This window comes from Luteibacter sp., assembly GCF_051958795.1.
Taxonomy (GTDB): Bacteria; Pseudomonadota; Gammaproteobacteria; order Xanthomonadales; family Rhodanobacteraceae; genus Luteibacter.
On record NZ_JBQCFT010000158.1, the window covers coordinates 1 to 9316 of the forward strand.

The window sequence follows — 9316 nt, forward strand, 5'->3', positions numbered from 1 at the left end:
GGGCACCGAGGTCGTGGTGCTCGCCAACGATGCCACCGTCAAGGGCGGCACGTACTTCCCGATGACGGTGAAGAAGCATCTCCGCGCCCAGGAAGTGGCGATGGAGAACCGCTTGCCCTGCATCTACCTGGTGGATTCCGGCGGCGCGTTCCTACCCCTCCAGGACGAGGTCTTCCCGGATCGCGAACACTTCGGCCGCATCTTCTACAACCAGGCCCGCATGAGCGCGCAGGGCATCCCGCAGATCGCCGTGGTGATGGGTTCCTGCACCGCGGGTGGCGCGTACGTGCCCGCGATGAGTGACGAAACCATCATCGTGCGTGAGCAGGGCACCATCTTCCTGGGTGGCCCGCCCCTGGTGAAGGCGGCGACGGGCGAAGTGGTCGATGCGGAAGCGCTGGGTGGCGCGGACGTGCACACCGCTGTCTCCGGCGTGGCCGACCACTTTGCCGAAAACGATGCGCATGCGCTGTCCATCGCGCGCGACATCGTCGGTTCGCTCAATCGCATCAAGCCCATGCCACTCGCGGTTCGCCCGCCGCTCGAGCCACGCTTCGGTGCGGAGGAACTCTACGGCGTCATTCCCGAGGATACGCGCCGTCCGTTCGATATCCGCGAAGTGATCGCCCGCATCGTCGACGACTCCGATTTCCACGAGTTCAAGGCGCGCTACGGCAAGACCCTCGTGACCGGTTTCGCCCACATCCATGGTTATCCCGTGGGCATCATCGCGAACAACGGCATCCTCTTCGGCGAGAGCGCGCAGAAGGGTGCGCATTTCATCGAACTGTGCAACCAGCGCAATGTCCCGCTCGTGTTCCTGCAGAACATCACCGGCTTCATGGTGGGTCGCAAGTATGAGAACGCGGGTATCGCGAAGGATGGCGCGAAGATGGTGACCGCCGTGGCCTGCTCGCACGTACCCAAGTTCACCGTGGTCATCGGTGGTTCGTTCGGTGCCGGGAATTACGCCATGTGCGGCCGCGCCTACGGTGCACGCTTCCTGTGGATGTGGCCGAACGCGCGCATCAGCGTGATGGGCGGCGAACAGGCCGCCTCGGTGCTGGCGACCGTCCGCCGCGATGGCATCGAGGCCGGCGGCGGCACATGGAGCGCCGACGAAGAAGAAGCGTTCAAGGCACCCGTGCGCGAGCAATACGAACGGCAGGGCCACCCGTACTACGCCAGCGCCCGTCTGTGGGATGACGGCATCATCGACCCTGCTGACACGCGTCGCGTGCTGGGCCTCGCTATCTCGGCGTCCATGAACGCGCCCATCGAGCAAGGCCGCTTCGGCGTGTTCCGCATGTAACCCATCCCGTGGGAGCGCGTTTGCGCGCGATGGGCCGTGCCTCAAGCCCCATCGCGCTCAAGCGCGCCCCCACGGTTCCCGGCGTGATAACCTCGCCGGTCCCATGTCCGATTCCTTCGACAGCACGGCACCCGAGATTTTCACGCCATCCGGCCTGAACCGGCTGGTGCGCGATCTGCTGGAAGATGCCCTCCCGATGGGCGTCTGGATAGAAGGCGAGCTCTCCAACGTGGCCCGGCCCTCTTCCGGCCATATCTATTTCACGCTGAAGGACGCCAACGCACAGGTCCGCTGCGCCATGTTCCGCATGGCGGCGTCGCGGCTTCGCTTCCGCCCGGCCGACGGCATGCACGTGCTGATGCGAGCCAAGGTCGGCCTGTACGAGGCGCGGGGCGAGTTCCAGCTGGTCGCCGACCACATGGAGCCGGCGGGTGAAGGCGCCCTCCAGCGCGAATTCGAGCAACTGAAGGCGCGGCTCGGAGCCGAGGGACTGTTCGACGCCGACCGCAAACGTACGCTGCCAGCCTTTCCCCGCCGCATCGGCGTGATCACTTCGCCTTCCGGCGCGGCCATTCGCGACGTGCTGAGCGTGCTCGGGCGGCGGCTTGGCCTGGCCGAGGTCGAGGTGTTGCCGGTGCCGGTCCAGGGCCGCGAAGCACCGCCTGCGATCGCGACGATGGTGAAGCGCGCCGCCGCCAGCGGGCGCTACGACGTCCTGCTGGTCACGCGTGGGGGCGGTTCGCTGGAGGACCTTTGGGCGTTCAACGACGAACAGGTGGCACGCGCCATCCATGCGAGCGCCGTGCCGGTGGTATCGGCCGTGGGTCACGAGGTGGACTTCACCATCGCGGACTTCGTGGCGGACCTGCGGGCGGCGACGCCCTCCGCGGCGGCTGAGCTGCTGGTGCCGGACAGCACGGACCTTGCGCGTAGCCTCGCGCGCCTGCGCCAGCGCATGGCCACGCTCGTCGACCGCCGGCTCCAGTCGGCCGCCCAACGGGTGGATCACCTGCATGCCCGCCTGAATGGGCAGCGGCCGCAGGCGCGGCTCGCGCGCGATGCGCAGCGCCTGGAAGCGCTCCGCCGCCGCCTGCACACGGCGGTAACCCAGTCAGGCACCCTGCGCCGCGCTCGCCTCGATCGCCTCCAGGCTCGCCTCGGTGCCCAGCATCCGCGCCTGCGCCTCATGCCCGTCCAGCAGCGCGTCGCGGCGCTCCACCAGCGCCTTGCGGCCGGCATCGCCCGCAGGCTCGAGCGCGACCGCCTGCGCCTGCAGCAGCAAGGCCGTACCCTGCATGCGGTGAGCCCGCTGGCGACACTGGAGCGTGGCTACGCCATCGTATTCGACCAGCGCGACGCCGTTGTTCGCCGGGCGAACGACGTCGCCATCGGCGAGCGCGTACGCGTCATGCTCGCCGAAGGCGAGCTGCGCCTCCTCCGCGACGCCTGAGCCCGCGCGGCAAACCGCCTCACGACAACTGAACGCCGGCGGTTGGATCATGGCCGGCATTGCCGCCAACGAGGGCCCGCCCATGCTCGAGAAGAGCTACCCCTACTACCTCGCCAACAAGCCCGTGAAGGCCAGGGCGAAGCTGGATGTCCTCGACAAGTACACCGGCAAGGTGGCAACCCGGGTCGCCCTCCCCGACGCGGATGCGCTGGAACGCGCGATTACCGCGGCCGCGGCGGCCACGGGCGCGATGAAGGCGTTCCGCCCCTGGCAGCGCCAGGCGGTACTCGAGCACTGCGTGGCGCGCTTTCGCGAACGCAAGGATGAACTCGCCTACGCGCTGTGCGTCGAGGCGGGAAAGCCAATCCACGATTCGCACGGTGAAGTCACCCGCCTCATCGAGACCTTCAAGATCGCAGCCGAGGAAGCCGTCCGCATCAACGGGGAAACGATTAACCTCGAAATCTCCGAGCGCGCGAACGGCTACAAGGGTTTCACCCGCAAGGTCCCGCTGGGCCCGGTAGCGTTCATCACGCCGTTCAATTTCCCGTTGAACCTCGTGGCCCACAAGGTGGCGCCGGCGATCGCGGCCGGCTGCCCGTTCGTCCTCAAGCCTTCGGAACGGACGCCACTGGGTGCACTGATCATCGGCGAGATCCTCGCCGAAACCGACCTGCCCAAGGGGGCTTTCTCGATCCTCCCGCTGGACGGCAAGTCGGCGTCACCGCTCGTGACCGATCCGCGCCTGAAGCTGCTTTCGTTCACCGGCGGCCTGATCGGCTGGGACCTCAAGGCGCAGGCAGGCCACAAGAAGGTCACCCTGGAACTGGGCGGCAACGCCGCCTGCATCGTGGACGCCGACCAGGTGGACCACCTCGATGCGGTGGTTGAGCGTCTCGTTTTCGGCGCGTTCTACCAATCCGGGCAGAGCTGCATCAGCGTGCAGCGGATCCTCGCCCATGACGATGTCTACGATGCGCTGAAGCGCAAGCTCGTGGCCAGGGTGAAGACCCTGAAAGCGGGCGATCCCAAGAAAAAGAGCACGTTCCTTGGCCCGATGATCGATGAGGGCGCTGCGCAACGCCTGCAGGGCTGGATCGACGAAGCGAAGAAAGGTGGCGCGCGCCTGCTTTGCGGAGGCGGACGCAAGGGCGCGATGCTTGAGGCCACGCTGCTGGAGAAGGTCCCGCACGATGCAAAGCTGCAGCGCATGGAGGCGTTCGGTCCCGTGGCCATCCTCGAGCGCTTCATGACCTTCGAGGAAGCGGTGGCAATCGCCAACGATTCGGATTTCGGCCTCCAGGCGGGCGTGTTCACGAACGACCTCCGGCACGCGATGCATGCGTGGGATGCCCTCGATCAGGGCGGCGTCATCGTAAATGACGTGCCCAGTTTCCGGGTGGACAACATGCCCTACGGCGGCGCGAAATCGTCCGGCATCGGGCGTGAGGGCGTGCGTTACGCCATCGACGACATGAGCGAGATCCGGCTCATGGTGATGCGCGATATCTAACCTGGCGTTTCCGCGGGCGCGAGACTGCCGATCAGCGTAGGGATCAGTTCGGAAACCGTCGGATGGATCGGCACCGCCCACTGGTAGGTTTCGATCGTCGCGCGGGCGTTCATCATGTCGAGCACGCCGTGGATGACCTCGTCACCACCGGTGCCGAGCACCGCAGCACCCAGGATCTGGCGGGTCTCCGCATCGGCGACCATAGACATGAAACCCCATGTTTCGCCCTTTTCGACGGCGCGGCCCACGCGTTTCATCGGCCGCTTCGCCATCAGCAGGGGTCGCCCGGATGCCCGCGCCTGGGCTTCGGTCATGCCGACCCTGCCGAGCGGCGGATCGACGTATAGCGCATAGCCGAGGATCCGCTCGCTGACCTTGCGGTTGGCGCCATCTAGCAGGTTGGCCGCCACGATCTCGTAATCGTTCCAGGCCGTGTGGGTAAAGGCGCCCTTCCCGTTGCAATCGCCCATGGCCCAGACACCCTCGGCCGTGGTCCGCAGGTGGTCATCGACCTTGATGTATCCACGCTCGTCAGTAGCCACGCCCGCCTTGTCGAGGCCAAGGTCATCCGTGTTCGGGCGTCGGCCGACCGCAAGCAGGACATGCGAGCCTTCCACGACCGGCGCGCCTTCGGTGCAGTCGACGCCGACGGTCACATTTTTCCCGTGTTTTCCGAGCGTGATGCAGCAAGCACTGGTCCGGACCTCGATGCCTTCGGCCTCCAGGAAGGCACGTATCTCCGCGGAGACGTCCTCGTCTTCCCTGCCGACCAGGCGCGGCCCCATCTCAACGACGGTGACCCGCGAACCGAAACGTCGATACATCTGCGCGAATTCGAGGCCGATGTAGCTGCCACCGACGACCACGAGGTGTTCCGGCAACTGCTCCAGCGGGATGATCGTGCTGTTGGTCAGGTAATCGACCTCGTCGATACCGGGGAAGTCGGGCACGTTGGCCCTGCCACCGACATTGAGGAACACCTGTGGCGCCTCGATCACTTCGCCGTTCACCTCGATCCGGCGTGGGCCGGTGAACCGGGCATGGCCGCGAATCAAGGTGAGCCCGGGCATGGACGCCAGCCAGTCCTCGTTGCCCTTGCGCGAGTCCAGGATGACCTGGCGGGCACGGGCGGCTGCCGTGGGCAGGTCGAACTCCATGGCGCCCGGATCCGATGCATAGCGCACGCCATATTCCGCGCCACGTCGTGCGAGATGGGCCGCGTATGCGCTAGCCACCAGCGTCTTGGTGGGCTTGCAGCCGGTGTTAACGCACGTACCACCGACAAGATGGCGCTCGATGATGGCGACGGTCTTGCCGTCCGCCGTCAGCCGTCCGGCGAGCGCGGGGCCGGCCTGGCCAGCGCCGACGATAATCGCGTCAAAAGTACGAGGCATGCGTTCGCTCCTGCTTGTCGGTGCACGGCTGGGCCTATCAGGTTTGACATAACCCAGTGGGGATAGCTTGCATGCCCGTGACATCGAGCGCTGCTGCCGAAGCCAAGCCTACAACGTGTAGGGCATGGATTAGGGCGACACGCGCGACGCGCTGATACCGGGCCCGAGCACCGCTGCGTAAAGTTCGCCAACACCGCCAAGGCAAGCCTCGCTTGCATCAACCTCAGGAACTTCTTACCGATGGCTCCTGCACACTTCGAGATGGTCCGCCCCATGACACGACCGATACCCACGCACGCCAAGGCTTCGCGCGGTCGCGCACTTCGACGTGTTGACCCGCCGCTGGGCACCGCACACGATGACGCCATGGAAAATCGCATCGCCAGCCTGGAACATCACGCGGCCGAAACCCGCGATCGTCTCATTCGCATAGAGACAACACTGGAGCATACCGCCACGGCCGAGTCGGTTGCCGCACTGGAGGTGCGCCTGGCGGCGCGCCTGGAAAGCGGCCTGGGTGCGGTGAAGAGTGAACTGCGTCAGGAGATGGCGGAGATCAAGGTCGAGCTGCTCACCGCCATGGGCAGCGTGCGAGCCGATATGGGCAACATGCGGTCCGACCTGATCAAATGGTCAGCCACTATGATGCTGGCCGTCGCGACACTCGCCTTCAGCGCGGCGCGTTTCATTCATTGAGCGTTGCGCCCCTGAACTGGTGACCCCGGCCCGATTCGAACGGGCGACCTTCCCCTTAGGAGGGGGACGCTCTATCCAGCTGAGCTACGGGGCCAACGGGGGCTAAGGATACCGGCTGTTCGCGCGCGCGGCCAGAAGGCCCGTCAGACCTTGTAGTAATCCCGATACCACGCCACGAAGTTGCGCACCCCTTCCGACACAGGGACCTTCGGCCTATACCCCAACTGCTCGCGCAGGTCGGTCACGTCGGCTTCCGTGTCAGGGACATCGCCCGCCTGCAGCGGCAGGAGATTCATGACCGCGTCGCGCCCGAGACATTTCTCAAGCGTCTTGATGTACGTCAGCAGTTCCACCGGGTGTTCGTTGCCGATGTTGAAGATGCGATAGGGACCGACACCGCTTGTTGCGGGGTCGGGCGCCATGGCGTCCCAGGAGGCATCACGTTGCGCCGGGCTATCCAGCGCCAGCACCACACCTTCAACGATATCGTCGACATAGGTAAAGCTACGCTTATGGTGCCCGTGGTTGAACACATCGATCGGCTTGCCTTCGATGATGTTCTCCGTGAACAGGAACAGGGCCATGTCGGGGCGGCCCCACGGCCCGTAGACGGTGAAGAAACGCAGGCCAGTGCAGGGAATCCCGTAGAGATGTGCGTAGCTATGCGCCATCTGCTCATTAGCTTTCTTCGTCGCCGCGTACAGGGTGAGCGGGTGCTCGGTGGACTTGTGCTCGGAGAACGGCATATCGCGGTTCGCACCGTAGACGGAGCTGGTCGATGCGAACACCAGGTGCTGCACACCGTGATGGCGGCAACCTTCGAGGATATGCAGGAACCCGGTGACGTTGCTCGACACATAGACATGCGGGTTTTGCGCGGCGTAGCGCACGCCGGCCTGTGCGGCGAGGTGCACCACGCGTTCCGGCTTGTGTTCTGCGAACACGCGCTCGACGATCTCGCGGTCGGCCAGGTCACCCTGGATATGCGTGTAGTTCGGATGATCGACGAAGCGGGCGAGGCGCGCCTGCTTGAGCGTGACGTCGTAATAATCGCTCATGCTGTCGAAGCCGATGACTTCGTCACCGCGTTCGAGCAGCTTCATGGCGACATGGGAGCCGATGAAACCGGCCGTTCCCGTTACGAGTACTTTCATGGTCAACGCCCTGGCATCAGATGCTCGCGGCCGTGGCGCCGCACGCTGCGTACCTTAGCATTACAGCCGTCCGTCGACCGCTTCCTTAGGTAATATGCCTTTGATGTCATAGACCACGGCGCGGCCGTTCGCGAGCGCCCGGATACCTGCCCCGCCCATCTGGCGGAACTGGTCATGTGCGACGGCCACCACGATGGCGTCGTATTCGCCCGCCGCCGGCGCGTCGGCCAGCACCGGCAACCCGTATTCCGCCATGCATTCCTCTGCATTGGCCCATGGGTCGTATACATCCACCTGCGCGCTATAGCCCTCGAACTCGCGCACGAGGTCGACCACCCGCGTATTCCGCAGATCCGGGCAGTTTTCCTTGAAGGTAAGGCCCATGACCAGGATGCGGCTGCCACGAATGGCGTGGCCCTTGCCGATCATGAGCTTGACCACTTCACTGGCGACGTGGCTGCCCATCGCGTCGTTGATCCGGCGGCAGGCCAGCAGGATATCCGGGAAGTACCCGACCGACTGGGCCTTCTGGATCAGGTAATACGGATCGACGCCAATGCAGTGCCCACCCACGAGACCCGGACGAAACGGCAGGAAATTCCACTTGGTGCCGGCGGCGGCGAGCACGTCCGTCGTATCGATACCGAGACGGTGGAAGATCAACGCGAACTCGTTGATGAGCGCGATATTGGCATCGCGCTGGGTGTTCTCGATGACCTTGGCGGCCTCGGCGACCTTGAGGGAGGGTGCCTTGTGCGTGCCCGCCCGGATGATGCGGCGGTAAAGCTCGTCGACGAAATCGGCGGTTTCGGGCGTGGAGCCGGAAGTGATCTTGGGAATCGTTGTCAGTCGGCGCTCACGGTCACCCGGGTTGATCCGCTCGGGACTGTAGCCCACGTGGAAATCGACGTTGAAGGCCAGCCCGGAGGTCCTCTCGAGCGCCGGTACGCAGATTTCCTCGGTGGCCCCCGGATAAACCGTGGACTCGTAGATCACCGTGTCGCCGGGACGCAGTACCGTGCCGATCGCCTCGCTCGCCCGCACCAGCGGGCCGAAATCCGGCCGCTTATGTTCATCGACCGGAGTGGGCACGGTGACGATATAAACGTTGGCCGCAGCGATCGCCGCCAGATCCGAGGTCACCTCAAGCCGGGTGGCGGAGCGGATATCGTCGGCGGAGGTTTCCTGGGTGTGGTCGTGACCCTGGCGCAACGCGGCGATGCGGCCCGTATCGATGTCGTAGCCCAGCGTCGGCAGGATCTTGCCAAACTCAACGGCCAGCGGCAGGCCTACGTAGCCGAGCCCGACGACGGCGATCCTCACTTCGTTCATTGGCACGCCAGCCCCTTGGCTTGGGTCAAAGGGCGCCAGATTAACGGAAACGACTCCTCCCGGGCGCTAGCGGGCGACCGAAAAGCGCCTCGGCGGCAATTCCGGCACCCGCCCTGGACGCTTTGCGTCCGTGCCGAAGGGTCGCCACACCCCATCGGCCCCTTCGATACCTATGCTGGCGTCCCCACCTTCGGCCGCGGCGCGGTTCATGGCTGCGGCCAGCGCCTCGTAGCGGGACTCACACCGGGCGACGATCCGCCCATCGAGTCGCACGGCCCAGCCCAGGCCATCTTCGGGAAAATAGGGAACCTCGTAGACGCGTGTCATTCGGCACTCCGGCATGCTGACAAACCCAGCTAAAGCATGGACTTGCAGGTGTCTTCGCACCGTAGGCGCAGGAACGTGCGCTCTGCACAGGTTCCCGACATCCGTCCCGCGCCGCACAACGGGAGGTGAAGGGGTCGT

8 protein-coding genes and 1 tRNA gene are annotated in these 9316 nt (G+C 65.3%); 4 read left to right on the forward strand and 5 right to left on the reverse strand.

Going from position 1 to position 9316, the window contains the following annotated elements; genetic code table 11:
- From ACTHLF_RS08340 to ACTHLF_RS08350, 3 genes are all read left to right on the forward strand, one after another.
- Nucleotides 1-1312 (forward strand): carboxyl transferase domain-containing protein (locus ACTHLF_RS08340; RefSeq protein WP_440326503.1); only part of this gene is annotated, 1312 nt, incomplete at its 5' end.
- A 103-nt stretch (nucleotides 1313-1415) separates the two neighbouring features.
- Nucleotides 1416-2762 (forward strand): exodeoxyribonuclease VII large subunit, encoded by a 1347-nt coding sequence (gene xseA, locus ACTHLF_RS08345; RefSeq protein WP_440326505.1) that lies wholly within the window; start codon nucleotides 1416-1418, stop codon nucleotides 2760-2762.
- An 82-nt stretch (nucleotides 2763-2844) separates the two neighbouring features.
- Nucleotides 2845-4275 carry an aldehyde dehydrogenase family protein gene (locus ACTHLF_RS08350; protein ID WP_440326517.1) on the forward strand — a complete coding sequence of 477 codons (1431 nt, stop codon included), beginning with the start codon at nucleotides 2845-2847 and terminating at the stop codon, nucleotides 4273-4275.
- Here the strand turns inward: ACTHLF_RS08350 and ACTHLF_RS08355 are convergent.
- Nucleotides 4272-5669 carry an FAD-containing oxidoreductase gene (locus tag ACTHLF_RS08355; protein ID WP_440326507.1) on the reverse strand — a complete coding sequence of 466 codons (1398 nt, stop codon included), beginning with the start codon at nucleotides 5667-5669 and terminating at the stop codon, nucleotides 4272-4274. The genes ACTHLF_RS08350 and ACTHLF_RS08355 overlap by 4 nt on opposite strands.
- A 366-nt stretch (nucleotides 5670-6035) precedes the next feature.
- Between ACTHLF_RS08355 and ACTHLF_RS08360 the strand changes: the two genes are divergently transcribed.
- Nucleotides 6036-6365, forward strand: a complete 330-nt coding sequence (locus ACTHLF_RS08360; protein WP_440326509.1) for a hypothetical protein — start codon at nucleotides 6036-6038, stop codon at nucleotides 6363-6365.
- A gap of 17 nt (nucleotides 6366-6382) precedes the next feature.
- Here the strand turns inward: ACTHLF_RS08360 and ACTHLF_RS08365 are convergent.
- The 4 genes from ACTHLF_RS08365 to ACTHLF_RS08380 all read right to left on the reverse strand — a co-directional run bounded on the left by ACTHLF_RS08365 (nucleotide 6383) and on the right by ACTHLF_RS08380 (nucleotide 9178).
- A tRNA-Arg gene (locus ACTHLF_RS08365) sits at nucleotides 6383-6459 on the reverse strand.
- A 49-nt stretch (nucleotides 6460-6508) separates the two neighbouring features.
- A complete protein-coding gene (locus ACTHLF_RS08370; RefSeq protein ID WP_440326511.1) occupies nucleotides 6509-7519 on the reverse strand; it encodes an NAD-dependent epimerase in 1011 nt (336 codons plus the stop codon).
- 60 nt (nucleotides 7520-7579) lie between these two features.
- Complete coding sequence (locus tag ACTHLF_RS08375) at nucleotides 7580-8851, reverse strand: nucleotide sugar dehydrogenase (RefSeq protein ID WP_440326513.1); 1272 nt, start codon at nucleotides 8849-8851, stop codon at nucleotides 7580-7582.
- Nucleotides 8852-8917: 66 nt separating this feature from the next.
- A complete protein-coding gene (locus ACTHLF_RS08380) occupies nucleotides 8918-9178 on the reverse strand; it encodes a DUF2188 domain-containing protein (protein ID WP_440326515.1) in 261 nt (86 codons plus the stop codon).
- Nucleotides 9179-9316: the final 138 nt, after the last annotated feature.

Coding starts and splice junctions, on each gene's coding strand:
- ACTHLF_RS08355 (WP_440326507.1), bottom strand. CDS start 5,669: ATGCCTCGTACTTTTGACGCGATTATCGTCGGCGCTGGCCAGGCCGGC.
- ACTHLF_RS08350 (WP_440326517.1), top strand. CDS start 2,845: ATGCTCGAGAAGAGCTACCCCTACTACCTCGCCAACAAGCCCGTGAAG.
- ACTHLF_RS08370 (WP_440326511.1), bottom strand. CDS start 7,519: ATGAAAGTACTCGTAACGGGAACGGCCGGTTTCATCGGCTCCCATGTC.
- xseA (WP_440326505.1), top strand. CDS start 1,416: ATGTCCGATTCCTTCGACAGCACGGCACCCGAGATTTTCACGCCATCC.
- ACTHLF_RS08360 (WP_440326509.1), top strand. CDS start 6,036: ATGGAAAATCGCATCGCCAGCCTGGAACATCACGCGGCCGAAACCCGC.
- ACTHLF_RS08380 (WP_440326515.1), bottom strand. CDS start 9,178: ATGACACGCGTCTACGAGGTTCCCTATTTTCCCGAAGATGGCCTGGGC.
- ACTHLF_RS08375 (WP_440326513.1), bottom strand. CDS start 8,851: ATGAACGAAGTGAGGATCGCCGTCGTCGGGCTCGGCTACGTAGGCCTG.